This is a genomic window from uncultured Roseovarius sp., from assembly GCF_963972555.1.
Lineage (GTDB): Bacteria > Pseudomonadota > Alphaproteobacteria > Rhodobacterales > Rhodobacteraceae > Roseovarius > Roseovarius mucosus.
This window is the reverse complement of sequence record NZ_CAXAUM010000019.1, coordinates 15,094-40,367: the sequence shown is the minus strand read 5'-3', so window position 1 is coordinate 40,367 and position 25,274 is coordinate 15,094. Positions and strand designations below refer to the sequence as shown.

The window sequence follows — 25,274 nt, the reverse complement described above, 5'->3', positions numbered from 1 at the left end:
GACAGGCAAGACATGGATATCCGGGCAATCCTCATGGGGCTGGGCTTTGCGCTCATGTGGTCCTCGGCCTTTACCTCGGCTCGGATCATTGTCTCTGCCGCACCGCCACTCACCGCGCTTGGCCTGAGGTTCCTGATCTCGGGAGTGATCGGCATCGCCATAGCCCTGATTCTGGGGCAAACGTGGCGGCTGACACGCGCGCAATGGCGCGCGACGATCGTTTTCGGCATTTGCCAGAACGCGCTCTATCTCGGGCTGAATTTCGTGGCGATGCAGACGATCGAGGCATCGCTCGCAGCCATTATCGCATCGACCATGCCGCTGATCGTTGGATTCTTTAGCTGGGCCTTTCTGGGCGAGAGGCTGGGCAAGATCGGTATTTTCGGCCTCTTTGCCGGGCTAGGCGGCGTGGTGATCATCATGGGCGCACGGCTTCAGGGGGGGATGGACCTCTATGGCGTGGGTCTCTGCGTGATCGCGGTTTTTGCATTGGCCTTTGCCACGCTGGCGGTGCGCGGTGCGGCATCGGGGGGCAATTTTCTGATGGTCGTGGGATTGCAGATGATGGTGGGCGCGGTTCTGACCGGCTCTATCGGCCTTGCCACCGAACCCCTCGTAATCGAGTGGAGCACGCGGCTTGTCGTGGCGTTTCTCTATACCACGCTCGTTCCCGGCCTCGCCGCCACGTTGGTCTGGTTCCTGCTCGTCGAGCGCATTGGCGCAACGCGCGCCGCCACCTTTCATTTCCTCAACCCGTTCTTTGGCGTAGCGATCGCCGCTGTGCTCTTGAACGAAGCCCTGCGATTGGGCGACCTGATCGGGGTCTTGGTGATCATGGGCGGGATTCTGGCGGTGCAACTGTCCCGGCAAGGGCGAGTCTGAGCGCCCGGAATTTTCGAAAGATTCCGGGCCGTTTTCTTTTCAAGAAAACGGACTCAGCCGATCCTTCCGCGCGGCCCGTCACCGACTTGACCACGGTGCAACAGCAGATGGTCTAGGATTACGCAGGCCATCATCGCCTCGCCCACCGGCACCGCGCGGATACCGACGCAGGGGTCATGTCGCCCTTTGGTCACGACCTCGATAGGGTTTCCATCCACAGTGATCGACTGGCGCGGGGTCAGGATCGACGACGTTGGCTTGACCGCGAACCGCACAACGATCTCTTGGCCCGTGGAAATCCCGCCAAGGATACCGCCCGCGTGGTTCGAGGCGAATTCCGGGCCGTTTTCACCCATGAAAATCTCATCGGCATTGGCGCTGCCCGTGAGACGCGCGGCGGCCATGCCTTCGCCAATCTCGACGCCTTTGACGGCATTGATGGACATCATCGCGGCGGCCAGATCCGTATCGAGCTTGCCGTAGATCGGCGCGCCAAGCCCCGCAGGCACTCCGCGCGCAACGATTTCGATCACCGCGCCAACCGAATCGTGCTTCTTCCGCAGCGTTTGCAGATAGTCTTCCCACGCAGGGGCCGCTGCCGCATCGGGCAGCCAGAAATCATTGCCGTCAATCGCAGCCCAGTCGAACCGCGCGCGGTCCAATTCCATCTCGCCCATGGCGACCATATAGCCTTTGATCTCGACCCCCGGCACCAATGCTGCCAAGGCCGCGCGTGCCACACCGCCTGCCGCCACCCGCGCCGCCGTCTCGCGCGCCGAAGACCGACCACCACCGCGCGGATCACGCAGGCCATATTTGAGGTGATAGGTAATATCGGCGTGCCCGGGGCGGAATGTCTTGGCAATCTCGCCATAATCGCGCGAGCGTTGATCGGTGTTCTCGATCATCAACTGGATCGGCGTGCCCGTGCTCTGCCCCTCATAGACGCCCGACAGGATGCGCACCGCATCCGGCTCGTTGCGTTGGGTCATGTTCTTGTTCTGCCCCGGACGGCGCTTGTCCAGCCAGTGCTGCAAAATCCCCTCGTCCAGCGCCACCCCCGGCGGACAGCCATCCACCGTTGCCCCAAGCGCGGGCCCATGGCTTTCACCCCAGGTGGTAAAACGAAACAGATGTCCAAACGTGTTGAGGCTCATGCGCGGGGCTCCTTTGGCGCTGATCTAGCCCCGGCCCGCGCCAGCCTCAAGCCAATTTGGCGGGCTTTTGTCGCAAACAGGCGATCTATGGGACCGAATCAAGGTAGTCTTTGCCCCGTGTCAGACTGGTGAGGTTGCCCAAATCAATTGAAACCGGATCAATCAGAAAACACTGGTGCAGAGCGCAGGCCCTGCTAACACTAGCGACAAGACTGTCCAAAAAACGACAGCCGCTCAACATAAAGATCAACAGGGAGAAGAGAATGACCAACAAACTATCGCACGAGACTGTGCGCCCAATCGTCGCCAAAATGGCCGAGGACACTCGCGCGGGCAAGATGAGCCGCCGTGAATTCGTGGCACTTGCCTCGACCTTTGGCGCCTCGGCAACGGCAGCTTACGGCCTCCTGGGCCTCGCCGCTCCGGCACAGGCGCACGAGCATGAGGGCAAGAAAGGCGGCGTGCTGCGCGTGGCCAGCCGCGTGATGGATATCACCGATCCGCGCAAATATGCATGGACCGAGCCGGGCAACCTTGCCCGCCAATTCTGCGAACCGATGGTGCGTTGGGCCTCTGATTTCAGCTTTCAGCCGATGCTGCTGGAAGGCTGGGAGGTCAGCGACGACGCCAAGACCTATACGCTGAAGGTTCGTCAGAACGCCGTTTGGAACAATGGCGATGCCTTCACCGCTGATGACATCATCCACAACCTCAACCGCTGGTGCGACAAGGCCGCCGAGGGCAATTCCATGGCTTCGCGCATGGGGACCTTGATTGACCCCGAGACCAACAAGGCAATTGAGGGCGCGATTGAGCGGGTCGATGACTATACCGTCCGACTCAACCTGCCGCGCCCCGATATCACCATCATCGCGGGCATGTCCGACTATCCGGCACTCTGCGTCCACCCCAGCTTTGGTGAAGATGGCGACTTGGCCAAGGCTCCCATCGGCACCGGCCCGTTCGAGCTTGTGTCGATCGAAATTGGCGTGGCGGCGGAATACAAGCGCCGCGAAGATGGCAAATGGTGGGGCGGCGACGTCTATCTCGACGGGATCCGCTTTATCGACTTTGGCGAGGACAACGCGTCTATCGTGGCGGCATTTGATGGCGACGAGATCGACATCAACGACGAATCCACCGCCGATTTCATTGAATCCTACGATGCGCTTGGTCTGGTGAAGCAATCCAAGCCCACAGCCAACACCATCGTCGCGCGCATGCGCGCCGATACCGCACCCTATGACAGCAAGGAATTGCGCAACGCCATCCAACTGGCCTGCGACAATGCCGTGCTGCTCGCTATTTCGATCAATGGAGAGGGTATCCCGGCCGAGAACCACCACGTAGCGCCCTTCCATCCGGAATATGCTGAACTGCCGGCAATTGCGGCGGATCCGGCCAAGGCTATCGAAATGGCGCGCGCCGCAGGGCATGGCGATACCGAGATCGACATTATCTCGATTGATGGCGACTGGCGGACCACCACCACTGACGCCATCGGCGATCAGCTGCGTCAGGCAGGGTTCAACGTCAAACGCACGGTTATTCCGGGGGCCAGCTTCTGGAATGACTGGACCAAGTATCCTTTCTCGACCACCAACTGGGGTCCGCGCCCGCTGGGCGTTCAAGTGCTGGCACTAGCCTATAAATCGGGCGAAGCCTGGAACGAATCGGGCCATACAAACCCCGATTTCGATGCGCTGCTGGATGAGGCCTTGGGTATTTTCGACGCCGACAAGCGCCGCGAATATTCGGCCAAGCTGCAAGCGATGCTGCAAGACAGCGGTGCCGTGATTCAGCCTTTCTGGCGCAATCAGGCGCTGCACCACACCGACAAGGTCAAAGGTGTGCAGGCGCATCAGTTCCGCGAAATGCACTATGAAAAGGTCTGGCTCGACGTCTGATCGCGCCCAAAGCCTAGACTTAGGCCGCCCTCACGGGCGGCCTTTTTTCATTCAGACCACTTCCACCCGCAGCGCGGCCATACGATCCGCCAGCAACTTGCGCGATGTTTCATCCTTGAGCTTGCCCGCATCATCAAACGCGTTCATCGCTCCCGCAATCAAAATCGCCGTACCTGGCACCAACCGCGCCTGCAACTGTGTAAGGCAAGAGAGCGTCATGAATTGCGCCGTCTCGCCGCCCGTGCGCCCCGCCGAGGCCGAGACGACCACCACAGGCTTGCCCTTAAACGCTGCCCCCGGAACCCGGCTGATCCAATCAAGCCCGTTCTTGAGCACACCCGTGATGCCCTTGTTGTATTCAGGCGCGCCGATCACAACGGCATCGGCGTCCTTGATCTGCTGTGCGAGGTGCTTCACGGCCTCAGGCACGCCCTCCGCCTCTTCCAGATCGCCATCGTAGAGCGGCAGATCAAGGCTGCCTTCGCTGATCTCTGCGGGGCCGAACGCCTCTGCCGCCTCAGCCAGCAGCATGCGATTATACGATCCCTTGCGCAGCGATCCGGAAATCAACAGGAGTTTTGGGTTTGCCATTATTCATCCTCTCAAGGGTTAATCCGTGTCACTGGTTAAACTGGGGCGATGGAGGGAAATTGACAATATGAAGTGGTTGCACAGCGCCTGTGCGGCACCTCAGACCCAAATAAAAAGCCCCGGCGCAGCGAGCAGACCGCAGCCGGGGCAGATACTCGCCTCTCGTGGCGAGGAGGACGCGATTACCAGTCCACCGGGCCTTTATCGGCGAATTGATGGACCAGAAAGTCAATAAATGCCCGCACTTTGGGTTGGGTGAAGCGGCCCGGCGGATAAACCGCGTAAATACCCTGCGATTCGAGCGGCAATTCGGGCATGGCATCTTCGACCAGCCCATCGGCCATAGCGCGGGAATAGAGGAACGAGGGCAGATAAGCGATGCCAAGCCCAGAAATCGCGGCATTGAGCAGGGATTGCCCGTCATTCACGCTGAGGCCTCCGGCCGTGCGCACCTGCCGCTTTTCTCCGGAGGGTGCCGTCAACTTCCACACCGCGCCACCAGCTTGGCTGGAGTAATGCAAAAGCTTGTGCTCGTTCAGGTCGTCGATCTTTTGCGGGCGCCCGTGTTTTACGAAATAGCTCGGGCTCGCGATCATGCGCTTGGTGGTCTCTGTCAGCTTGCGGGCGCGCAGGGTGCTATCCTCCAACTCGCCGATGCGGACGGCCATGTCAAAGCCTTCGGAAATGAGCTCAACATAGCGGTTATTAAGCACCATGTTGACGGTGATGTCCGGAAATTCCTCTAGAAATTGACCTAGAACCGGACTCAGATGATTGACCCCAAAGTCCGTTGCCACGGAGATGCGCAAAAGACCCGAAGGGTCCGACTGCATCGAGCTGACCAGAGCATCGGCCTCTCCTGCGTCATTGAGAACGCGAAGCGCCCGATCGTAATAGGCCAGACCGATCTCGGTTGGGCTGACGCGCCGCGTCGTGCGATTGAGCAACCGTGCCCCCAAACGCGCCTCAAGCGACGAGACATGCTTGGACACGGCGGATTTGGAAATGCCCATTTTGCGCGCCGCATCTGTAAATCCGCCCTGATCCACTACGGTGGCAAAGGCTTCCATTTCGGTCAGGCGATCCATCCTAGTCCCTCTGAATTGCATCTTGATTGTCTTTGTGACGGGAAAATCAGGCACAACTGGGGCGCTTGCCGGACAATATCTGGATAATGTCGGCATAGTTCGCCAGCTGGAAACACGGAAACACCAAGCTGTGATTGTTGACGGGCTGAGCCATCGCACCACTTATGATAGCATGCCCATGGGAGGAGCTACTATGACACGCATCATTGCATTGACTGCCGCCGTCTTTCTGAGCCTCACACCCCCCCTTTTCGCCGGGGACACCCCCGCGCCCGAGGGGGCCGAGGTTTATTTCGTCAATCTAGAGGATGGTGCTACCGTCAGCGCCCCCGTGACGGTCGTCTTTGGCCTCAAGGGCATGGGCGTGGCCCCTGCCGGCACCGACAAAGAGGCAACAGGGCATCATCACGTTCTGGTCGACCGCCCGCCCTTGGGCGAAGGGCCGGACGGTGCCGAAGAGCTGAGCGTGAGCCTGCCCGCCGATGACAATCATCGCCATTTCGGCGGCGGTCAGACACAGGTGACGCTGGATCTCGCACCGGGCACACACACGCTGCAACTGGTCATGGGCGATATGAACCATGTGCCGCACAACCCGCCCGTCGTGTCCGAGGTGATCACGATCACCGTCGAATAGCCCGCGTCAGAGCGTGGCCGCCAGTCGCGTGCCCTGATCAATCGCACGTTTCGCATCGAGTTCGGCAGCGAGATCCGCGCCGCCGATCACATGCGCAGCCACACCGCGCGCCTCGAGCGCATCGGCCAGACTGCGTTCGCTCAATTGCCCGGCGCAGAGCACGATGGTATCCGCCTCGATCAAGGTTGGGCGCTCACGCGCCGCGCCGAAACTTACATGCAGCCCTGCCGCGTCAATGCTCTCATAATTGACGCCGCCGATCATCTCGACGCCCTTCATCTTGAGCGCGGCGCGATGAATCCAGCCCGTTGTTTTCCCCAAACGCTTGCCGGGGGCCTCTGCCTTGCGCTGCAAGAGCGTCACTTTGCGCGCGGGCGGCTCGGGCTGCGGTCCTTGCTCGGCCAGGCCACCGCGCACCTCTGCAGGATCACCCACCCCCCATTCGGAACGCCAGAGCGCGATATCTTCGGTCGGGCTGATCCCCTTATGAACGAGGAACTCGGACACGTCGAACCCGATGCCGCCTGCGCCCACCACAGCCACGCGGTGGCCCACCTCTGCGCCGCCACGCAGCACGTCGATGTAATTGACCACATTCGGCCCGTCCTGACCCGGAATACCAGGATCGCGGGGAATCACGCCGGTGGCGATGATTACCGCGTCGAACCCGTCCAGATCGTCCGACGTCACCTCCTGCCCCAGAAGCAGATCAACGCCCGCCTCGTGGACCATGACACCAAACCAGTCCACCAGCCCGCGGAATTCTTCCTTGCCGGGGATGACCTTGGCCATGTTCAACTGACCACCAAGCTCTGTCGCCCGGTCAAAGAGCGTCACCTGATGCCCCCGCCCCGCCGCCGTGATCGCCGCCGAGAGGCCGGCGGGCCCCGCACCGACCACGGCAATCCGCTTGGGCGTGGCGGCAGGCGCAATCACCAGTTCCGTTTCATGGCAGGCGCGCGGATTGACCAGACAAGACGTCAGCTTGCCCGAGAATGTGTGATCAAGGCACGCCTGATTGCAGGCGATGCAGGGCGCAATCGTGGTACTCCGTCCGGCCGCCGCCTTGTTGACGAACTCTGCATCCGCCAAAAACGGCCGCGCCATGCTGACCATGTCAGCGGCTCCATCGGCGAGCACCGCCTCGCCCACTTCGGGTGTGTTGATCCGGTTCGAGGTGATGACTGGAATGCCCACCTTGCCCATCAGCTTTTTCGTGACCCAGGCAAAGCCCGCGCGCGGCACACTGGTCGCAATGGTGGGAATCCGCGCCTCGTGCCAGCCGATTCCGGTGTTGAGGATCGAGGCCCCCGCACGCTCGATCTCTTGCGCCAGTTGCACCACCTCTGCGTGGGTGCTTCCGCCCGGCACCAGATCAATCATGCTGAGGCGATAGATGATGATGAAATCAGAGCCCACCGCCGCCCGTGCCCGCCGCACCACCTCGATTGGCAAACGCATGCGGTTTTCATACGAACCGCCCCAGCGATCCGCGCGCTTGTTGGTATGGGTCACAAGGAACTGGTTGAGGAAATATCCCTCGGACCCCATGATTTCGACCCCGTCATAACCTGCCTCGCCCGCACGCACGGCGGCGGTGACGATGTCGGAAATCTGTTTTTCGATCCCCTCCTCATCCAGTTCGTTGGGCGTAAAGGGGGAAATCGGAGATTTGATGGCCGATGCGCTCACACATTCCTTGCCATAGGCATAACGCCCGGCGTGCAGAATTTGCATCGCAATGAGACCGCCCGCCTCATGCACCCGGTCCGTGACGATGCGGTGATTGGCGATGTCCTCGGGCGTAAACAGCCCCGCCGCGCCGGGAAATACGCCGCCCTCGCGATTGGGGGCCATGCCGCCCGTGACCATGAGACCCACGCCCCCCCGCGCCCGCGCCGCGTAAAACTCTGCCACCCGGTTCCAGTCGCGGGTTTCCTCCAACCCGGTGTGCATCGACCCCATCAGAACGCGGTTCTTCAGCGTCACATGGCCCAGATCGAGCGGGCTGAGAAGATGCGGATATTCGGACATGGCTAACCTCCCTTGGCTGCGTCGCACCATGGCGCGGCACCACGATCTTGTCACCCCGGAACGCTGCGTTATGGCGTCTGCGGCCAGATTCGATCCTCTAAAATGAAAAGGGCCGCCCATCGGCGGCCCTACTCAAAATCTCTATGTGACATTCAGAGCGTCAGATTGGGGATGATCTGCTTCTTGCGGCTCATGATACCCGGCAGGACCACGGCATCACCCGACACGGTCGCACCAAAGCTCTTTTCCGCGACGGTTTTGACCAGATCATTGGGCACCAAAAGCGTGGCCTCTTCATTCAGGATATCGACCACGAAGAGCAGCACCTGATCGACGCCATCCTCGGCGGCGACGGTTTTCATGCTCTCCATCAGACTCGCCTTGCGGTCAAGCACGATGGCGGGCGCTGTGGTTTCCAAAACGCTCACGCGGAATGACTTACCGCCAACCTCGTATTCCTTAGAATCCATCCGCAGCAATTCAGCGTCGGAAAAGGCCGATACATCGGATTTCGCCGCAAACATTTCGGCGGCGTAATCGGGGATCGAAATGCCCAGATCGGCGGCCAGTTTCTCGGCGACGGCGCGGTCATGCGCGGTGGTGGTCGGCGAGCGGAATTCGAGCGTGTCCGACAGGATGCAGGTCAGCGCCGTGCCTTTGGCCCAAGCGGGCATTTTCGCGGCATCATCGCCCATCAGGTCGAGCATGATGGTTGCGGTGCAGGCCAGCGGGCGGACGGTGATGTCGATCGGGCCTTTGGTTTCCAGCCCGCCCACCAACTTGTGATGGTCGATGATCGCCTGAATGTCGGCATTGTTCACATTGGCAGGCAGTTCTGCCGGGTTGTTTGTATCGACGATCACGCAGGGCTGACCGGCCTCGACATCGGAAATGATGCGCGGCTTGGGCAGATCCCACTTCTGCAAGAGAAAGGCGGCCTCGGTGTTGGGCTCGCCCAAGAGGACAGCTTCGGCCTGCACGCCCTTCACCTCATTGAGATACCAGGCCCAGAGAATGGGCGATCCGGTGGAATCGGTGTCGGGCGATTTATGGCCGAAAACAAGCGTGGTCATTGGGGTAATCCTGTCATTGATACGGGTTTGAGCGCCTTATAGGAGGGTGGGCACAACTTGTCACCTGCCCGATGCTGCGCTGCGGCATAAAATCCCAGTTCGGATCACGCACAAAACGCGATTTTTGCGGATCAAAACGGTTGACTCGCCCCGGCGCACTCCCTAGCTATGCGCCGTTAGCACTCGAACCCCATGAGTGCTAATGATCCCCGAGCTGGGATCATCAGGGAGTAACTTTGAGCCAAGGAGCCTCAGAGATGGCATTTAAACCGCTGCATGACCGCGTGCTTGTCCGCCGCGTTGAGAGCGAAGCTAAAACCGCGGGCGGGTTGATCATTCCCGACAGCGCCAAGGAAAAACCGAGCCAGGGCCAAGTTGTGTCCTGCGGCGATGGAGCCCGCAAGGACAATGGCGAACTGATCGCAATGGCCGTCAAGGCTGGCGATACCATTCTGTTCGGCAAATGGTCTGGCACTGAAGTGACGGTCGACGGCGAAGAGCTGTTGATCATGAAGGAAAGCGACATTCTGGGCGTGATTTCGTAAGGGCATTCCCCCTCACGCTGATCCAACCGGAAATCAAACACGGGAGCACCTCAAATGGCTGCAAAAGACGTACGCTTTAATACCGACGCCCGCAATCGCATGCTCAAGGGCGTGAACATTCTGGCCGACGCTGTCAAAGTCACCCTCGGCCCCAAAGGCCGGAACGTGGTTCTGGACAAATCCTTTGGCGCCCCGCGCATCACCAAGGACGGTGTGTCGGTTGCCAAGGAAATCGAACTGGAAGACAAGTTCGAAAACATGGGCGCGCAGATGGTGAAAGAAGTCGCCAGCCGCACCAATGATGAGGCCGGCGACGGCACCACCACCGCGACGGTTCTGGCTCAGGCCATCGTCAAAGAAGGCATGAAGGCGGTTGCCGCCGGCATGAACCCGATGGACCTCAAGCGTGGCATTGATCTGGCCACCAGCAAGGTTGTCGAGGCCATCAAGGCCGCATCGCGCCCCGTCAGCGACAGCGCCGAAGTGGCGCAGGTTGGCACCATCTCTGCCAATGGCGAAGCCGAAATCGGCCGCCAGATCGCAGAAGCGATGCAGAAAGTCGGCAACGAGGGTGTCATCACCGTCGAAGAGAACAAGGGCCTCGAGACCGAGACCGATGTGGTCGAGGGCATGCAGTTCGACCGTGGCTATCTCAGCCCCTATTTCGTGACCAACGCCGACAAGATGGTTGCAGACCTAGAAGACTGCCTCATCCTGCTGCACGAGAAGAAGCTGTCGAGCCTTCAGCCGATGGTGCCGCTGCTCGAGCAAGTGATCCAGTCGCAAAAGCCGCTCCTGATCATTGCCGAGGATGTCGAAGGCGAAGCCCTCGCAACCCTCGTCGTGAACAAACTGCGCGGCGGCCTCAAGATCGCTGCCGTCAAGGCCCCCGGCTTTGGCGACCGTCGCAAGGCCATGCTGCAGGACATCGCCATTCTGACCGGTGGTCAGGTGATCAGCGAAGACCTCGGCATGAAGCTTGAGAATGTTGGCATGGACATGCTGGGCCGCGCCAAGAAGGTGTCGATCACCAAGGATGCGACCACCATCGTCGATGGCGCTGGCGAAAAGGCCGAGATCGAAGCACGGGTCAGCCAGATCCGTCAGCAGATCGAGGACACCACCTCGGACTACGACCGCGAAAAGCTGCAAGAGCGCGTGGCCAAGCTGGCCGGTGGCGTTGCCGTGATCCGCGTCGGCGGCATGACCGAGATCGAAGTGAAAGAGCGCAAGGACCGCGTCGATGACGCGCTCAACGCAACTCGCGCAGCCGTGCAAGAAGGCATCGTTGTCGGCGGTGGTGTGGCTCTGGTTCAGGCGGCCAAGAAACTGGCAGGTCTGGAAGGCGTCAACAGCGACCAGAACGCCGGTATCGCCATCGTGCGTCGCGCGCTCGAAGCACCGCTGCGCCAGATTGCCGAGAATGCTGGTGTTGACGGCTCCGTCGTCGCAGGCAAAATCCGCGAGAGCTCCGATGCCAAGTTCGGCTACAACGCCCAGACCGATGAATATGGCGACATGTTCAAGTTTGGCGTCATCGACCCGGCCAAGGTTGTCCGCACCGCGCTTGAAGATGCGTCTTCGATCGCTGGCCTCTTGATCACCACCGAAGCGATGGTGGCGGACAAGCCGCAAAAGGAAAATGCCGCTGGCGGCGGCATGCCCGACATGGGCGGCATGGGCGGCATGATGTAAGCCACGCTCGGCAAAATGCTATCGGATCGGGGCTGCCTTTGGGCGGCCCCTTTTCATGCGCACAGGTCAGATCCGGCTTGGTCCTGACCATGAGGACGTGAGGAACAGGATGGATATGGCCTCACGAAACTCTGACTATACGTGGCGCGTTCAAGCGGTTAGCACTGACCCATGCGCCTTTTTCTAATGACCGCCCTCACCATGATCGCCTTTGCCGCCAATTCGGTTCTGAACCGTATGGCCATCGCTGGTGGGACGATGGATGCGGTCAGTTTCGGGGTGATCCGGCTGATTTCTGGCGCGGTTGTTCTGGGCCTGTTGTGCCTGATGCTGCGCGGCGGGCTGCGGCTTTGGGGTCCGGGGCGCGCGATCGGGGTGCTGGCGCTCTTGGTCTATCTCTACGGGTTTTCTTTGGCGTACCGGGCGCTGGATGCCGGGCTGGGCGCGCTGATCCTGTTTGGCGTGGTGCAGATCACCATGTTCGCGGGGGGGGTATTGGCGCGCGAGGCGATGCCAAGGCAGCGCTGGATCGGGGCCGCAATGGCCTTTGGCGGGCTTGCGTGGCTGCTCTGGCCCGGCGCGGGACCACAGGTTAGCGTGCTCCACGGCCTCTTGATGGCGGCGGCGGGCGTGGGCTGGGGCGTCTATTCCCTGAACGGGCGGCGCTCGGGAGATGCGCTGATGGCCACGGCGGCAAACTTCATCTCGGCGGCCCCCATGGGCCTCTTGGTTGGCTGGCTGGTGCCCAAGGGGGCCGAGGGGATCGTGATCGGGCCGCAGGGCGTCCTGTTGGCGGTGCTGTCGGGGGCGGTGACATCCGGGCTGGGCTATGCGCTCTGGTACAGCCTCTTGCCGCGGCTGGCCGCCTCGGTCGCAGCGGTGGCGCAACTGACCGTGCCAGTCATTGCGATGGCAGGGGGCATGCTGTTTCTGGGTGAGGCACTCACTGCAGAATTCGTGCTGGCAAGCGCGCTGGTGCTGGGCGGCGTTGCGGTCTCGGTGATTTCCCGGCGCGCTCAGGGACCAACGATTTCCTCCAAGGGGTCGTAACCCATCCCACGCTGAAACGCGACGCGCGCAAGGCTGTCAGGCTTGATCCGCAAGTCCCCCATCTCTGCCTCTGTCACCCATCGGCGACGGGTCACGATCTGTTCCGGATCACGCCAATCGTCCGAGAGCGTACCCGAAACAAGCGTGCATCGAAAAAAGACCTCGACCTGATGAAAGCCGGTTGAAGGCGCGTGAAACTCGTTGATCAGGCAGGGCGGGCCCACGCGGATCGTCAATCCGGTCTCTTCATGAACCTCGCGTATCAGGTTCTCGGGCAGGGATGTTCCCGCCTCCACCCCACCACCCGGCGCGCACCAGAGCGTGCTGGCGGCATCGGCATAGGCATTCACCAGCAAAAGCCGCCCATCCTCGACGATCACGGCACGGGCGGCTAGACGGGGCAAGGGCATGGGCGGACCTGAAACAAGAGAACGACGCGAGCCAACCTTAGGTGGCGGGCTATGCGCTGAAAAGGGGTTGTGTTTGAACCCTCCTTTGGTCAGCTTGCGCGCGACCAGAACAGGGGAGCGGGACATGAGAACCAACACACGCAACGGCGGGAAATTGCTGGTGGAGTGTTTGCTGGCACTGGGCGCGCGACATTCGTTTGGCGTGCCTGGCGAGAGCTATCTTGCGGTGCTGGATGCACTGCACGACACCGCCGGGCGGCTTGATTTCACCCTGTGCCGTCAAGAAGGCGGCGCAGCCTTCATGGCCGCCGCCTATGGCAAGTTGACGGGCCGTCCCGGCATCTGTTGGGTCACGCGCGGACCGGGGGCGACCAATGCCTCCATCGGCGTGCATACCGCGATGCAGGACAGCGCGCCGATGATCCTCTTTGTGGGCCAAGTCGGCACCGATATGAAGGGGCGCGAGGCGTTTCAAGAGCTGGACTATCGCGCCGTCTTTGGCACGATGGTAAAATGGGCAGTCGAGATTGATCAGGTGGACCGCATCCCCGAGATCGTGGCGCGGGCGTGGAAAACCGCCGTGACGGGGCGACCGGGGCCAGTTGTGGTGGCCCTGCCCGAGGATATGCTGACCGATCTGACCGAGGTCGCGGCCCTCTCCGGGCCGGGGGACTATCCAGAGCCGGAGCCGGGCGCCGAGGCCGTGACCCGCGCCCGCGACATGCTGGCGGGGGCAAAGCGGCCTCTGATCCTCTACGGCGGGTGCAACTGGACAGAAGCGGGGCGCGCGGCCTTGCAGGACTTTGCATCCGGGTCGAACATTCCGGTCATTTCGGTCTTTCGCTATCAGGACCAGTTCGACAATCACGCCCCGGTCTTTTGTGGCGAGGCAGGGGTGGGCATGGTGCCCAATGTGCACCGTCTCTTGGCCGAGGCTGATGTGATTCTGGCGATCAACAACCGATTTGGTGAAAACTCCACCGATGGCTACACGGTCTTTGATCTGCCAGTGCCGCGCCAACGTCTTATCCATGTGCATGGCTCCGATCTGGAACTGGGCAAGGTCTATCAGCCGGAATTGGGCATTCAGGCGGGGCCAAATGCCTTTGTGCGCGCGTTGAACGCAGGTGGGCCGGTGACAGGCGTTTGGGCCGAATGGCAGGCCGAGGCGCGCGCGGGCTATGAGGCGGGATTTGATCTGCCCGACCTGCCCTCGCCCGTCGACATGGGCAAGGTGACGGCCTATTTGCGTGACGTACTACCTAAAGACGCGATCATCACCAATGGCGCGGGCAATTTCGCGATCTGGTCTGGCCGGTTCCTCAAATACGGACCCGCCATGCGCCTCTTGGCCCCGCAATCGGGGGCCATGGGCTATGGCATCCCGGCGGCTGTCGCCGCCAAAGTCGTACATCCAGAGCGCCGCGTCGTCTGCTTTGCCGGGGATGGGGATTTCCAGATGACCTGTCAGGAACTGGCCACCGCCGCGCAGGCGGGCGCCCAGCCTGTGATCCTCATCCTCAACAATGGCATCTATGGCACCATCCGCGCCCATCAAGAGCGGAACTATCCCGAGCGAGTCTCGGGCACAGAGATGGTCAACCCGGATTTTTCCGCCCTTGCGCGCGTCTATGGCTTTCACGGCGAACGGGTAGAGCGGACCGAGGATTTCGCAGACGCCTTTGCGCGCGCCTGTGCCTCGCCGACCGGTGCCGTGCTCGATCTCGTGATCTCGCCCGAGGCTCTGACCCCACGCGTGACGCTGAGCCAGATGCGCGCGGCGGGCCTGCGCAAACGTGACAGCATGTAACCTCTGTTCACAACGCGCATTTGCGCCTATGGGGTCGGCATGAACAGATGGAGCATCCTTACCGGCCTTATCCTGGCCCTTTGGACAACGGCGGCGCGCGCCGATTGTGTGGTGCTGTTGCATGGGCTGGCACGCTCTGATGCGTCCTTTGTGATCCTCCAAGAGGTGCTCGAAGCGCGCGGCTATGACGTGTTCAGCCCCGATTACCCCTCGACCGAAGAGGAAATCGAACGGCTCGCGCGCGAAACCCTGCCCTTTGCGGTGCGGGTCTGTGGCGCGACGCGGGTGCATTTCGTCACGCATTCCATGGGTGGCATCCTCTTGCGGCTCTGGCTCAAGGATAACCGGCCCGCACAGATGGGGCGCGTCGTGATGCTTGCTCCGCCGAACCATGGCAGCGAATTGGTCGATGAACTTGGCGGGCTCGAGCTCTTTCGCTGGCTCAACGGACCTGCGGGGCTGCAACTGAAAACCGGGCCAGGCGGCGTGCCGGAAAACCTGCCGCCGGTGGATTTCGAGCTGGGGGTGATCGCAGGCACCCGTTCGCTCAACCCCTATTTTTCCAGCCTGATCGAAGGACCAGACGACGGCAAGGTCTCGGTCGCCTCGACGCGCGTTGTAGGGATGGCGGATCACATAACCCTGCCGGTTACGCATACATTCCTGATGAACAACCCTCTCGTGATTGCGCAGATCGAGGAATTTCTGGAACATGGGCAGTTCAACCATGGCTTGACCCTTGGCGATGTGCTCTTGGGACGGAGGTGACGATGACGGCGCTCGAGATCACACTGCGCGGGGCACAGGTGTTGAAGCCAGAGGGGCTGAGCATCTGCGACCTCTCGCTTAGTGGCGGGCGGATTGCCGATACCCCGCAGGGCCGTATCGTGGACCTGACCGACTACATGATCCTGCCCGGCATCGTCGATGTCCATGGCGACGGGTTCGAACGGCATCTGGCCCCCCGGCGCGGAGCGATGAAGGACCTCGCCCAAGGCATGATCGCGACCGAGGCGGAATTGGCCGCTAATGGCATCACCACCGCCGTTCTGGCGCAGTTCTATAGCTGGGAAGGCGGCATGCGGGGACCAGAGTTCGCCGATCAGGTCTTTGCGGCCCTGGCCGAGGTGCGCGATCATGTCGAAACCGACCTACACGCCCAATTGCGCTTTGAGATATCGCTGCTCGACGACTATGGCGCGGTCGAAGACATGGTCGCGCGGCATGGCATCGGCTATCTCGTGTTCAACGATCACCTGCCGCACAAGGCGCTTGCGGCGGGCAAGCGTCCACAGGGGCTGACCGGACAGGCATTGCGCATCGGGCGCAACCCCGAAAAACATCTGGAGTTCATCCAAGGCCTGCATGATCGCATGCCCGAGGTCGGCCCCGCAATGGAGCGTCTCGCCGCAACCCTGACTGCGTGTGGCGTGCGCTTGGGCAGCCATGACGATTCCACCGCCGAGGGCCGCAGGCAGGCGCGCGGGCGCGGCATGACCATCGCCGAGTTTCCCGAAACGCTTGCGGCTGCCGAAGAGGCGCGCGCTGGCGGCGATCATGTCATCATGGGCGCACCCAATCTGGTGCGTGGTGGGTCACACAAGGGTAACGTCAGCGCCGTCGACCTAGTGGCCATGGGGCTCGTGGATGCGCTGGCCTCGGATTATCATTACCCCTCACTGCGACGCGCGGCCTTTCTCTTGGCCGATGGCGGAATTTGCGATCTGTCGACCGCTTGGGGGCTGATTTCAACGGGTCCGGCGCAGCTCTTGGGGCTGATGGACCGCGGCGCGATCCGGCCAGGTCTGCGGGCCGATTTGGTTGTCCTAGCGCCAGAGACGCGCCGCGTAATGGCGACCATCGCGCAGGGTCGGATCAGCTACATGGCGGGCGACGCGGCAAGCCGCTTTGTCGGATAGGCCGCGTGCCTCACCCCACCGCCGCCGCCAAAAAAGCCTCAAGCTGTGCCGGATCAATAGGTTTTGGCAACACCTCAAGCCCCGCCCCGTCACAATGTGCGCGCATGTCCGCCGTCAGATGCCCGGTGATGATCCGCGCAGGGATGGCCCCGTGCCGCGCAATAATCCGCGCGATCACATCCGGCCCACGCACGCCCTCGTCCAGCTCGTAATCTACCAGCATCGCATCGGGGCTGAGCCCAAGATCTGCCAGTTGCGTCAACGCCTCAAAGAGATTGCCCGCCTCGACCACATCCGCGCCCCAACCCCGCAAGAGTAGGGTCAGAGCGTGGCGCAAGTCCGGGTCATTCTCGATCAGGAGCACGATCCGCCCTTCAAACGTGTCCCGCACGCGTACGGCCCCGCCACCGCCCCGGGTCTCTAGTCCGCTCCGCCCCACAGACACCAACGGGACGGTCACGCTGAAACAGGCCCCACAGCCCAGATCAGACCGCAGTTCCAACGGATGCCCCAAGAGTGCACAGGCCCGATCCACAATAGCCAGCCCGAGACCCATGCCTTCAGCTGCACTGACATGGGCATCAAGCCGATGAAATTCCTGAAAAATACGATCCTGATCTGCGGGCGCGATCCCCGGACCCGTATCGCGCACCTCAAGCCGCAGATTGCGCCCCTGCCGTCGCGCGCCCACCAGCACCCGGCCCGAGGGCGTGTAGCGGATCGCATTCGCAATCAGGTTCTGCAACACACGGCGCAGGTAGCTTGCATCGCTCTCGATCACAGCCGCGCAGGGCACATAGCGCAAATCCAACCCCTTGAGTGCGGCTATAGGCGCAAACTCGTCGATCAACTGGTCCATGATCCGGCGAAGCGGCACGTGGGTCACATCCACCTCGACATGCCCCGATTCCAATCGCGAAATATCCAGAAGCGCGTCGATGATATCCTCGACACTGGTTAACGCCCGCTGCGCCTTATCCATCAACACCCGGTGATCGTCGCTGGTCAGATCCTCTTGCAAGGACGCAAGATAGAGCCGCGCCGCCGATAACGGCTGGCGCAGATCATGGCTTGCCGCCGCTACAAACCGCGATTTCGAGGCATTGGCGCGCTCGGCCTTGCCAAGCGCATCCTCCAACTCCAGCGTGCGGTCGCGCACCCGCTGTTCCAGCCGCTCATTGGCATGGGCAAGCGCGCGCGTAGCAGCACGTTCTGCCGTCACATCCGAGAAGCTGATGACAAAGCCCCGGTCGGGCATTTGCCGGGCAAAGACATCTAGAGTCTTGTGCGTGCCTGAGCGCATATAGAACCGCAGCGGCGCGCGCCGATCCTGTGCCGCCACCCAAGCGGCAATGTCACGCGCGGTCAGACCGCCCTCGATCTCGAAATCGCTACCGATGCGTCGCAGAATGACATCGAACTCGATCCCCACCCGAAACCGCGAGATCGGGATCGACAACATGCTGCCCGCGTTCTGGTTCCAGCCGCGCAACTGCCCGCTTCGATCAAAGATGCACACCCCCTGATCAATGTGCTCCAACGTGGCCCGGATCAACTGCGCCTGATCATCCAAGAGCTTGCCACGCTCGCGCCGTTCCAGCCGGATTATATCGGTGATGTCGGTTTGCAAAATCACCGTTTGTCCGTCGCGGGTGCGATGCTCGCTGACCTGAACCCAGCAATCGCCGGTCAGGTTGAGGTTGAACATCACATGCTTTTCCTGATGCAACTGCATCCGTCGCGCCGCCCAATCACCTCGGCTCTGCATGTCGGGCAATTCCAGAAACCGGCTCTGGCTCGCGTGGCGGACATAATCTGCAAACTCCAGACCGGGGCGCAACTCGGCCACCAGATCGGGCATATACATGCCAAAGCGGCTGTTGTGCAGAACCAGCCGCCCGTCGCTGTCAAAGAGCGCGAACCCTTCCTGAATCGTCTCGATGGCATTGGCGAGGTCCGAGCGCGCCCGCTCTGCCTGCCGGATCGCCTGCGCCAGTTGCGCGTTGGATTCGTTCAGCAGGTCGAGCGCGTGTTCGAGATCGCGGGTGCGTTCGCTGATCTGATCTTCGAGGATGACCGCCCGCTCGAAATGCGCATAGGCCGCGCCGCCGTCATCCGTCACCTGCTCGACCCGGCGCATCAACACTTCGATGATCTTGAGCAGTTTACCGTTCTGCCGATCCAGCGGGTCGGAATTGTCAATCAGCGCCGCCGACATGGCCTAGCGCCCGATGGGGGGATAGATCGCCACCCCGGTCATGGTTTGATTGACATGCAGGCCGTTGATCTGCTCGCCATAGGTGGAAAATCCCACCACACGATGCGCGGCCAGAATGCGCGAAATCTCGGGGCCGATCTGGCGCTGCTGCACTTCGGTCCGGCGCAGAATACAGTCGCAGGCCAGCACCGTCAGCGGCGCAGTCTCAATCCCCAGCCCGGCCAGTTCGCGATCCAGATGCGCTGCCATGTCCTGCGATTGTGCTAGGGTAAGAACCAACCCTTCGTCAATCGCGGAAAAGAACTGCAAGTCGCCATTCGCCTCGGCGCGCTGAATGGCGCGCACGTGATGCTGACCGCCGATCCGCACCACCACCGGGTTTTCGGCAAAGGTCGAGGGTGTTAGCTCGTCGATCCGGCAGCCAAGAATGCGGGCATATTCCTGTGCCGCCACCTCGGCGTTGATCTGATGGACGATGCGGCGCGCGGGGTCGGCATCCGTCACCACCATGCGCCGGTCGGTCGGCTGGAAATGATCGAGCCGAAACACCCGCACCGGGCAATCGGTGCGCATGAGGCAAACCACGGCGGCATTGCGCAGCGTCACCCCGTCACAGGAAATCAGCGTCTGCGAAAAACGCTCGCCATCTGCCGCCGATCCACCAAAGAGCGGCATCGGCCCAAGCCCCGCCGCGATGGCCGCAACCAGTTCATCCTCCTTGAGCGACAAGCCATCGACCGCGAGAAAGGCGAATTCGTTGGGCAGGCTCTCGCCCGCCTGCGTGGCAAGCCACGCCCGCGCCCGCACCGTCTGGGAGACACAGGCGGTACTGTCCAGCTCTGACAGCGGCGTCACCACTTGCAACACCGCGTGGAAATGATCGGCGGCAAACCCCACGGCAACGATGCTGCCCTCTGCGTAGCCGCTCATCCCGATCTCACCGGCGGTGGTGCAGCCGACACAGCGGCTATCGACAAAGATGCGCGCGGCCTCAGCCATCAACCCTTCGAAATCCGCCTCTGGCGTGACAAAGAACAGCACCAATGCGAGCCGCATGTCACCCATGGCCCGGCGCAGGGTGCCAATGGCGTCGTCGGAATCATGCGGCACCTCTGCACGCGCAACGATAGCGTGATCGCACAGCGCCAGCACTGACAGGCTGCTGTCCATGGCTCCTCCCCTCGGGGTCCTCCACCCCAGTCAGAGCGTAATCCGCTTACTCCGCCTCGCGCAAGACGTTAGAGAAGCTGGCCATCTGCGCGATCAGCACCGCCTGGGTGCGGGTCTGCACCCCCAGTTTGCGCATGATGGCGGTGACATGGGTCTTGACCGTGGTTTCGGCAATCGACAACTCATAGGCGATTTGCTTGTTCAACCGCCCCTCGCAGATCAACTGAAGGATGCGCGCCTGCTGCCGCGTCAGATGCGCCAGACGTTCAACCGCCTCGTCGCGATCATTCACCGGCTGTTCTTGCGTCTTGGTCAGGACAACCCCCTCGGGGAGGAAAATCTCACCCGCCGCAATCGCCTCGAAGGCCGCGCGAAACACCGGCCGCTGGCTGTGTTTGGGCACGAACCCCGCCGCGCCTGCGTGAATGACCGAACAGACCATCCGACTCTCGGACATCGAGGATACGACCACAATCGGTGTCGCGCCCGCGACCGCCCTCAGCCGCGCGAGACCATCCAGCCCGCTCACGTCCGGCAGGTTGAGATCGAGCACGATAATGTCGGGTGGGCCATTCTCAGCCACCATCGCCAGCGCCTGATCGAGGCTCTCGGCGGTGTCGATCCGGGCAATGCCGGCCACCGATTTCAACGTCATCGACAGCGCATCGCAAAACAGCGGATGATCATCCACAATGAGCGCCGTTGTAAAACGCCCCGGTCCCGCATGTGCGGGACGGGTGCCGGGAATATGCGCCGTTTTCGGTGTCATTCTATTATCCTAGCAAAGGCCCACGCGCGGGCCTACTCACACCAAGGTCTGAGACCACTCAGCCCCGCCGCCGCATCAACCCGCGCCCCGGATCATAGCCCCAGAGCGCCAGACCAAGGAACATCAGACTTGCCAGCGCCGTCCAAAACAGCGCCATACCGTTGAACTGTTCATAGAGCGCAAAGCGGATCAATTCGACTGCATGGCTGAACGGATTGATCGCGCATATATCGCGCAACAGCGTCGAGCTTTCCGCCATCCGCCACAGCGGGTAGAGAGCCGTGGACATGAAAAACGTGGGAAAAATCACGAAATTCATCACGCCTGCGAAATTCTCCATCTGACTGATAAAAGACGAGAGCGCCACGCCGAGCGCGCCAAGCATCACCCCGCCAAGGACCAGCGCGGGCAGCACATAGACATAGCCCATCACCGGCATCTTGATCCCCATCGCCGCCGCAATGCCCAGAAATGCGTAGCATTGCAGCACCGACACGGCGGTCCCCGCGAGGATCTTGGCGAACAAGAGCCACCAACGCGGCAAAGGGCTGGTCAACAACAGCCGCATCAAGCCCATTTCGCGATCATAGACCAGACTGAGCGACGATTGCATCCCGTTGAAGAGCAGGATCATGCCGCAGAGCCCCGGCACGATATAGGTCTCATAGGTGATATAGGTCTGATAGGGTGGGATAATCGAAAGTCCGAGTGCGGCCCGAAAGCCGGCGGCAAAGACCACCAGCCACACCAGGGGCCGCACAAGGGCCGAGACAAAGCGCGAGCGTTGCCGCGCAAAGCGCAACGCCTCGCGCGTCACAATTGCCGCCAGAGCGATCAAGAGCGGCCTCATACGGGCGCCCCTGTCAGGCTCAGGAATCGCTCGGTCAGCCCGTCCTGCCCGGCAATCTCACGTGAGAGGCCGTCGGCCAGCACGCGGCCCCGGTGCAGAATGACCAAGCGATCTTCCGGCCAGACCTCATCGGTCAGATGCGTGGCCCAGAGCGCGGTCAGCCCGTCATTCGCGCAGAGATCATGCACATGGCCCGTAATCGCGCGCCGCGCCTCTGCATCCAGCCCCACGGTCGGCTCATCCAACAGCAGAACCGCTGGTTGATGCACCAGCGCGCGGGCAATCTCGGTGCGCCTGCGGTGCCCGCCATTGAGATCACGCGCCAACTCATCCGCACGTTCAAGCATCGCCATCCGCTCCAGAGCCGCCTCGATCCGCATCTCCGCAGCGCGCCCCGCAAGGCCGTGCAGGGCCGCGAAGTAGCGCAGGTTGCGCCGCACACTCAGGTCGAGATCCAACGTCTGTTGCTGAAACACCACCCCGATCCGCGCCAGCGCCTGGCGGGGATGGGTGGCTATGTCATGGCCCGCCACCCTGATCCGCCCTTCACGCGTCGTGAAAAGCCGCGTGAGCAGCGCAAACAGCGTCGATTTCCCCGCGCCATTCGGTCCAAGCAGGGCACAGAAAGCGCCCTGCCCCACCTCAAAGCTCACATCGTCCAAGGCCCGCTTGGCCCCGTAGGAAAATCCCAGCCCCTCGATCCTCAGCCCCGCCATGCCGCGTTCCTACCTGCTCCAGCGGCTACCATAGACCGGAGCGAGACCTTATTGAATGATGAACTCGAGCCGCTGGCTCTCACCTGTCGTGCCGGGGATCAAGAGGTTATACCGACCCGGCTTGATCGCGATAAAGGAAAACTCCGCCGTGCCCGCATCGTCAAACTCGAAACTGTCGATTGCCATTGGCCGGATCTCGATGTCATTGATCACGATCTCGTCCATCCAGATCGCGCGAAAGAACTCTGGCCCCGTCAGCGCCAGTTCTGCACTGCCATCGGCGGTGATCTCCATCTCGTAGTAGGCCCCCGATTGTAGGGTGATCGGCCCCTCGCCCAAGGGCTTGCCCGAGGCCAGCGTGACCTCGATTTCATCCCCGCGGTTGCATTTCGCCAAAAGCCCGGCAAAGCCCAGATCATCGCAGAGCGGTGCGGCATGGGCGGGCATCGCCAGCATTGCAAACGCGGCGGCAGTCAACAGATGTTTCATCACTCTTTCCTCTTTGCTGTTGGATTGGCTCGGATCAATTGGGCACGACGACGACGCCCCAAGGCTGTTGCCCCACCTGCACCGATTTCACGACCTCTTCGGCGGCGACATCAATGATCGAAATATCGTTGGAATTGCCGTTGGTGGTGTAGAGGTATTTTTCCTCGGCATCGAAGGCCAGTTGCCAGACGCGCTGTCCAACCAGCAGGTATTTCTCGACCTCGAAGGTCTGGCCATTGACCAGCGCGACTCGATTCGACGGCCCAAGCGCCACAAAGATTTTCTTGCCATCCGAGGTGACGCGCACCCCCACAGGCTGCAACAGTTCCGGCGGGATGCCGGGCACCTCGAACGTCACCTTGTGGACGATCTCACCGCCATCGGGATTGATTACACTGACCGTGCCGCCAATCTCGGCGCTCACAAACAGGTATTTGCCATCCGCCGTATACTGCGCAAAGCGCGGACGCTGATCCACCAGCGTATTCTGCACGATCTCATAGCTCGTGGTGTCGATAAAATGCGCCATGTTTGTGGTCTCGGACGTGTTGACCACATATTTGCCATCCGGCGAAATCCCCATGCCCTCCGGCTCCACACCCACCGGCACTTCGGCCAGAATCGTGTGTGTGTTCACATCCGTCACCGTGACCAGATTGTCATCCTCATTGGCGATGAACAGCGGATTGCCCGACGGGTGCAGCACGAAAAGCTCCGGGTCAGGCCCCGAGGGCAGCGTGTGCAATTCCTGATAGGTCGCGGTATCAAACACCCGCACCACATTGTCATCCGAGGCGCAGACATAGAGATGCTTGCCATCGGGACTTGCGGTGATGCCGCGCGGGCGGTTTCCGGCGGGGAATTCGGTGATCACCTCCCATGTCTCGCTATCGACAACGGTGATGGTGTTGCCGCGTTCATTGCTGACAAACACCTTGCCCGCCAGTGCAGGGCTGGTCATCAGGGCAAGAAGGGCGCTCGCAAGGGCCACTCGGTTCATGTGCTCTCTCCTATCGATCAAAGGCGGTGCAGGCGCTCTCGGGTTGATCAAGCCCAAGCGTATCCAAGAGCGAGCGTTGATGCAGGAACCCCTCTTGCGGCGACTCGCTCAGCATGATCCGCCCATCGGCGAGCAGGATCGGCTGGCGCAATTGGCCATTCCATCCCCGAAAGGTCAGCTTTTGCCCCTTGAACGCCGCCAATTCAAACTTGTCGCTCAGCGCATAGGCGCGGATTTCGGCGGGATCGGCGCTCTTGGTGCGCGTCACCGCCTCGCCCAGCACCCGCAGCGCAAGCCAGGCGGTGTAGTCCTCGGGGCGCATGTAGCGGCCCGTCAACTCTTCGAACCGATTCTGGAACTGAGTTCCGCCCCAAGCCTCCAGCGCCGGATGCCACTCCAACGGCCGCAGCCCCGCCGATCCGACAATGGGCGAGGGCCGCCATGTGTGAAACGGCAGATAGGTAGCGAAAACATCGGTTTCATCGGCGGCGATGATGACGTCATGCTCTTTCAAGTCCTGCGTTAAGACCGGCAACTGTCGTTGCACCTGCACATGCCCGGTATCGGTGCGCCGCGCGCCGCCCGTGTCGGTGAACTCACGCTCATCCACGATTTTCGCGCCGAACTTGGCGGCAGAGGCGCGGTATGCCTCGGCCAGCGCCACGTCCTCGGGGTGGGAGCCATGGATAAGCGCCCAACGCGGCCATTTCTTCCAGATCAGGAATTGCGCCACCGCATCGCTCTGCATCTGGCGTGAAGGGGCGATATGCAGGATATTGCCGCGACATTCGGCGCTGCGCAGCGCGGTATCCGGTGCCAAAGTGTTGAAGATCAGCGTATCCGGAGCGGCGGCCTCTGAAATCGCCAGCAATTCTTCGGCCCGCGCCTGCACCGCAAAGAACCGCAGGCCCGCGTCCTGCAAGCGCTCGAACTCGGTCAAGGCAGTCTCGGGCGCGGCGGCCACCACGTCGGTCACATAGGTCTGGCCCATAAACTGCCCTGTGGTCTGGTTATCCTCGGTCGCCAGTTGCGCACCGGCAAACCCCAGATCATCAGGCCGCAGATCAAGCCGCGACACGGGCAAGAGCGCCGGGTAGTCCACCCGAAGCACGACGGCTTTAACATCTTGCGCTTGGGAAGGCTTTGCGAGGGTCAGCAGGCCCGCAAGAACGAGCAGGGCTAAGCGTAACATGCGCGGTCTCCGTCAACGTCATGGCGGGGGCGTGATCGCCCCATACGGGTATCCTAGCAAAACCGACAGGTT

23 protein-coding genes are annotated in these 25,274 nt (G+C 61.7%); 9 read left to right on the top strand and 14 right to left on the bottom strand.

Translation table 11 applies throughout. The features are described from left to right. Positions 1-12: 12 nt before the first annotated feature. Positions 13-882: a DMT family transporter gene (locus tag AACZ65_RS15520; protein ID WP_339672343.1), complete on the top strand. Its 870-nt coding sequence runs from the start codon at positions 13-15 to the stop codon at positions 880-882. A 53-nt stretch (positions 883-935) separates the two neighbouring features. Here the strand turns inward: AACZ65_RS15520 and aroC are convergent, their stop codons facing one another. Beyond that, entirely contained in the window at positions 936-2,039 is a 1,104-nt protein-coding gene (aroC, locus tag AACZ65_RS15515) for a chorismate synthase (RefSeq protein WP_339672341.1), read from the bottom strand. A gap of 263 nt (positions 2,040-2,302) precedes the next feature. Here aroC and AACZ65_RS15510 point away from each other — a divergent pair, with 263 nt between their 5' ends. Beyond that, on the top strand, positions 2,303-3,946 hold the full coding sequence (locus tag AACZ65_RS15510) for an ABC transporter substrate-binding protein (RefSeq protein WP_339672339.1): 1,644 nt from the start codon (positions 2,303-2,305) through the stop codon (positions 3,944-3,946). 51 nt (positions 3,947-3,997) lie between these two features. Here the strand turns inward: AACZ65_RS15510 and AACZ65_RS15505 are convergent, their stop codons facing one another. Beyond that, positions 3,998-4,537, bottom strand: a complete 540-nt coding sequence (locus AACZ65_RS15505) for an NAD(P)H-dependent oxidoreductase (RefSeq protein WP_339672337.1) — start codon at positions 4,535-4,537, stop codon at positions 3,998-4,000. 182 nt (positions 4,538-4,719) lie between these two features. Further along, positions 4,720-5,625 (bottom strand): LysR family transcriptional regulator, encoded by a 906-nt coding sequence (locus tag AACZ65_RS15500; RefSeq protein ID WP_339672384.1) that lies wholly within the window; start codon positions 5,623-5,625, stop codon positions 4,720-4,722. Between the two features lie 193 nt (positions 5,626-5,818). On the opposite strand from AACZ65_RS15500, the gene AACZ65_RS15495 reads away from it, so the two are divergent. Beyond that, the gene (locus AACZ65_RS15495; RefSeq protein ID WP_339672335.1) at positions 5,819-6,262 is read left to right on the top strand and encodes a DUF4399 domain-containing protein; all 444 of its coding nucleotides are present in this window, start codon (positions 5,819-5,821) and stop codon (positions 6,260-6,262) included. Between the two features lie 6 nt (positions 6,263-6,268). On the opposite strand, the gene AACZ65_RS15490 is transcribed toward AACZ65_RS15495, so the two are convergent. Both AACZ65_RS15490 and AACZ65_RS15485 read right to left on the bottom strand, forming a co-directional pair. Continuing rightward, a complete protein-coding gene (locus tag AACZ65_RS15490) occupies positions 6,269-8,296 on the bottom strand; it encodes an NADPH-dependent 2,4-dienoyl-CoA reductase (RefSeq protein WP_339672334.1) in 2,028 nt (675 codons plus the stop codon). Between the two features lie 152 nt (positions 8,297-8,448). Next, a complete protein-coding gene (locus AACZ65_RS15485) occupies positions 8,449-9,369 on the bottom strand; it encodes a manganese-dependent inorganic pyrophosphatase (RefSeq protein ID WP_339672332.1) in 921 nt (306 codons plus the stop codon). Between the two features lie 257 nt (positions 9,370-9,626). Between AACZ65_RS15485 and AACZ65_RS15480 the strand changes: the two genes are divergently transcribed. From AACZ65_RS15480 to AACZ65_RS15470, 3 genes are all read left to right on the top strand, one after another. Continuing rightward, positions 9,627-9,914, top strand: a complete 288-nt coding sequence (locus AACZ65_RS15480) for a co-chaperone GroES (protein WP_008281664.1) — start codon at positions 9,627-9,629, stop codon at positions 9,912-9,914. Between the two features lie 54 nt (positions 9,915-9,968). Further along, on the top strand, positions 9,969-11,609 hold the full coding sequence (gene groL / locus AACZ65_RS15475; RefSeq protein ID WP_037273138.1) for a chaperonin GroEL: 1,641 nt from the start codon (positions 9,969-9,971) through the stop codon (positions 11,607-11,609). 171 nt (positions 11,610-11,780) lie between these two features. Next, positions 11,781-12,659, top strand: a complete 879-nt coding sequence (locus AACZ65_RS15470) for a DMT family transporter (protein ID WP_339672327.1) — start codon at positions 11,781-11,783, stop codon at positions 12,657-12,659. Here the strand turns inward: AACZ65_RS15470 and AACZ65_RS15465 are convergent. Beyond that, on the bottom strand, positions 12,626-13,069 hold the full coding sequence (locus AACZ65_RS15465) for an NUDIX domain-containing protein (RefSeq protein WP_339672325.1): 444 nt from the start codon (positions 13,067-13,069) through the stop codon (positions 12,626-12,628). The genes AACZ65_RS15470 and AACZ65_RS15465 overlap by 34 nt on opposite strands. 124 nt (positions 13,070-13,193) lie before the next feature. Here AACZ65_RS15465 and AACZ65_RS15460 point away from each other — a divergent pair, with 124 nt between their 5' ends. Genes AACZ65_RS15460 through AACZ65_RS15450 form a run of 3 tightly spaced genes read left to right on the top strand, consistent with a single transcriptional unit; the run spans position 13,194 to position 16,798 of the window. Continuing rightward, complete coding sequence (locus AACZ65_RS15460) at positions 13,194-14,879, top strand: thiamine pyrophosphate-binding protein (protein ID WP_339672323.1); 1,686 nt, start codon at positions 13,194-13,196, stop codon at positions 14,877-14,879. Between the two features lie 39 nt (positions 14,880-14,918). Beyond that, entirely contained in the window at positions 14,919-15,647 is a 729-nt protein-coding gene (locus tag AACZ65_RS15455; protein ID WP_339672322.1) for an alpha/beta fold hydrolase, read from the top strand. Between the two features lie 2 nt (positions 15,648-15,649). Continuing rightward, positions 15,650-16,798 (top strand): alpha-D-ribose 1-methylphosphonate 5-triphosphate diphosphatase, encoded by a 1,149-nt coding sequence (locus AACZ65_RS15450; RefSeq protein ID WP_339672320.1) that lies wholly within the window; start codon positions 15,650-15,652, stop codon positions 16,796-16,798. 10 nt (positions 16,799-16,808) lie between these two features. Here AACZ65_RS15450 and AACZ65_RS15445 read toward each other — a convergent pair whose 3' ends face one another. Genes AACZ65_RS15445 through AACZ65_RS15410 form a run of 8 tightly spaced genes read right to left on the bottom strand, consistent with a single transcriptional unit; the run spans position 16,809 to position 25,202 of the window. Next, positions 16,809-19,016, bottom strand: coding sequence for a PAS-domain containing protein (locus AACZ65_RS15445; protein WP_339672318.1), 2,208 nt, complete (start codon positions 19,014-19,016; stop codon positions 16,809-16,811). Between the two features lie 3 nt (positions 19,017-19,019). Then, a complete protein-coding gene (locus AACZ65_RS15440; RefSeq protein ID WP_339672316.1) occupies positions 19,020-20,186 on the bottom strand; it encodes an FIST N-terminal domain-containing protein in 1,167 nt (388 codons plus the stop codon). A gap of 46 nt (positions 20,187-20,232) precedes the next feature. After that, positions 20,233-20,955 carry a response regulator transcription factor gene (locus AACZ65_RS15435; RefSeq protein ID WP_037273128.1) on the bottom strand — a complete coding sequence of 241 codons (723 nt, stop codon included), beginning with the start codon at positions 20,953-20,955 and terminating at the stop codon, positions 20,233-20,235. A 58-nt stretch (positions 20,956-21,013) separates the two neighbouring features. Beyond that, positions 21,014-21,805, bottom strand: a complete 792-nt coding sequence (locus AACZ65_RS15430) for an ABC transporter permease (RefSeq protein WP_339672314.1) — start codon at positions 21,803-21,805, stop codon at positions 21,014-21,016. Then, on the bottom strand, positions 21,802-22,521 hold the full coding sequence (locus AACZ65_RS15425; protein WP_339672312.1) for an ABC transporter ATP-binding protein: 720 nt from the start codon (positions 22,519-22,521) through the stop codon (positions 21,802-21,804). Before AACZ65_RS15425 ends, AACZ65_RS15430 begins: the two co-directional genes overlap by 4 nt. Before the next feature lie 48 nt (positions 22,522-22,569). Then, positions 22,570-23,010 (bottom strand): hypothetical protein, encoded by a 441-nt coding sequence (locus tag AACZ65_RS15420; protein ID WP_339672310.1) that lies wholly within the window; start codon positions 23,008-23,010, stop codon positions 22,570-22,572. Positions 23,011-23,044: 34 nt separating this feature from the next. Next, positions 23,045-24,010, bottom strand: a complete 966-nt coding sequence (locus AACZ65_RS15415) for a YVTN family beta-propeller repeat protein (protein WP_339672308.1) — start codon at positions 24,008-24,010, stop codon at positions 23,045-23,047. A 10-nt stretch (positions 24,011-24,020) separates the two neighbouring features. Then, positions 24,021-25,202, bottom strand: coding sequence for an ABC transporter substrate-binding protein (locus tag AACZ65_RS15410; protein WP_339672306.1), 1,182 nt, complete (start codon positions 25,200-25,202; stop codon positions 24,021-24,023). Positions 25,203-25,274: the final 72 nt, after the last annotated feature.

Bases quoted from the DNA above. Each gene is read 5' to 3' on its own strand.
- AACZ65_RS15520 (WP_339672343.1), top strand. From the start codon at position 13: ATGGATATCCGGGCAATCCTCATGGGGCTGGGCTTTGCGCTCATGTGG.
- aroC (WP_339672341.1), bottom strand. From the start codon at position 2,039: ATGAGCCTCAACACGTTTGGACATCTGTTTCGTTTTACCACCTGGGGT.
- AACZ65_RS15510 (WP_339672339.1), top strand. From the start codon at position 2,303: ATGACCAACAAACTATCGCACGAGACTGTGCGCCCAATCGTCGCCAAA.
- AACZ65_RS15505 (WP_339672337.1), bottom strand. From the start codon at position 4,537: ATGGCAAACCCAAAACTCCTGTTGATTTCCGGATCGCTGCGCAAGGGA.
- AACZ65_RS15500 (WP_339672384.1), bottom strand. From the start codon at position 5,625: ATGGATCGCCTGACCGAAATGGAAGCCTTTGCCACCGTAGTGGATCAG.
- AACZ65_RS15495 (WP_339672335.1), top strand. From the start codon at position 5,819: ATGACACGCATCATTGCATTGACTGCCGCCGTCTTTCTGAGCCTCACA.
- AACZ65_RS15490 (WP_339672334.1), bottom strand. From the start codon at position 8,296: ATGTCCGAATATCCGCATCTTCTCAGCCCGCTCGATCTGGGCCATGTG.
- AACZ65_RS15485 (WP_339672332.1), bottom strand. From the start codon at position 9,369: ATGACCACGCTTGTTTTCGGCCATAAATCGCCCGACACCGATTCCACC.
- AACZ65_RS15480 (WP_008281664.1), top strand. From the start codon at position 9,627: ATGGCATTTAAACCGCTGCATGACCGCGTGCTTGTCCGCCGCGTTGAG.
- groL (WP_037273138.1), top strand. From the start codon at position 9,969: ATGGCTGCAAAAGACGTACGCTTTAATACCGACGCCCGCAATCGCATG.
- AACZ65_RS15470 (WP_339672327.1), top strand. From the start codon at position 11,781: ATGCGCCTTTTTCTAATGACCGCCCTCACCATGATCGCCTTTGCCGCC.
- AACZ65_RS15465 (WP_339672325.1), bottom strand. From the start codon at position 13,069: ATGCCCTTGCCCCGTCTAGCCGCCCGTGCCGTGATCGTCGAGGATGGG.
- AACZ65_RS15460 (WP_339672323.1), top strand. From the start codon at position 13,194: ATGAGAACCAACACACGCAACGGCGGGAAATTGCTGGTGGAGTGTTTG.
- AACZ65_RS15455 (WP_339672322.1), top strand. From the start codon at position 14,919: ATGAACAGATGGAGCATCCTTACCGGCCTTATCCTGGCCCTTTGGACA.
- AACZ65_RS15450 (WP_339672320.1), top strand. From the start codon at position 15,650: ATGACGGCGCTCGAGATCACACTGCGCGGGGCACAGGTGTTGAAGCCA.
- AACZ65_RS15445 (WP_339672318.1), bottom strand. From the start codon at position 19,016: ATGTCGGCGGCGCTGATTGACAATTCCGACCCGCTGGATCGGCAGAAC.
- AACZ65_RS15440 (WP_339672316.1), bottom strand. From the start codon at position 20,186: ATGGACAGCAGCCTGTCAGTGCTGGCGCTGTGCGATCACGCTATCGTT.
- AACZ65_RS15435 (WP_037273128.1), bottom strand. From the start codon at position 20,955: ATGACACCGAAAACGGCGCATATTCCCGGCACCCGTCCCGCACATGCG.
- AACZ65_RS15430 (WP_339672314.1), bottom strand. From the start codon at position 21,805: ATGAGGCCGCTCTTGATCGCTCTGGCGGCAATTGTGACGCGCGAGGCG.
- AACZ65_RS15425 (WP_339672312.1), bottom strand. From the start codon at position 22,521: ATGGCGGGGCTGAGGATCGAGGGGCTGGGATTTTCCTACGGGGCCAAG.
- AACZ65_RS15420 (WP_339672310.1), bottom strand. From the start codon at position 23,010: ATGAAACATCTGTTGACTGCCGCCGCGTTTGCAATGCTGGCGATGCCC.
- AACZ65_RS15415 (WP_339672308.1), bottom strand. From the start codon at position 24,010: ATGAACCGAGTGGCCCTTGCGAGCGCCCTTCTTGCCCTGATGACCAGC.
- AACZ65_RS15410 (WP_339672306.1), bottom strand. From the start codon at position 25,202: ATGTTACGCTTAGCCCTGCTCGTTCTTGCGGGCCTGCTGACCCTCGCA.